This is a genomic window from Gilliamella sp. Pra-s52 (genome assembly GCF_009795805.1).
In the GTDB taxonomy this organism is placed as follows: domain Bacteria; phylum Pseudomonadota; class Gammaproteobacteria; order Enterobacterales; family Orbaceae; genus Gilliamella.
Genome location: NZ_WTEY01000053.1, coordinates 1 through 383, shown reverse-complemented (window position 1 = coordinate 383; position 383 = coordinate 1). Strand labels below are relative to the sequence as shown.

Sequence of the window (383 nt, the reverse complement as noted above, 5' to 3'; positions counted from 1 at the left end):
TTCCTTATGAACTTATTTTCTTTTTTTATTTTTAACTCGTAAGGGTGGCTTGCCTTTTTTGCATAATACTTCAGGATCGTAATAATAAAAGTTCCATGCTTCTCCAGTTTTAGGTGGTCTTGTATATAGATCCGTACTATTATTATATTTAGTTGAGTATTTTCCTTGCTTAATTAATTTAGCAACATATTGCCTACTTATTTTGGCTAAGTTAATGTTAGTAACATCTTGCCAACCCAATAGCGTAAAAATGCGCTCGGCAAGCGTGACATGCGAAGCAAGCGAATTTTTGTAAACCATAAAAAAAGCTGCCCCCAAGATTACCCCTAATGTACCAAAACCAATGGTCAGATTTTCCAACGAAAAATCAAGAAAAAAGTAGT

At 33.9% G+C, this 383-nt stretch carries 1 pseudogene; it reads right to left on the bottom strand.

What is annotated here, in order from left to right:
- Positions 1-12: 12 nt before the first annotated feature.
- Positions 13-383 (bottom strand): annotated as a pseudogene (locus GQ594_RS11915) (hypothetical protein); the annotation flags it as partial.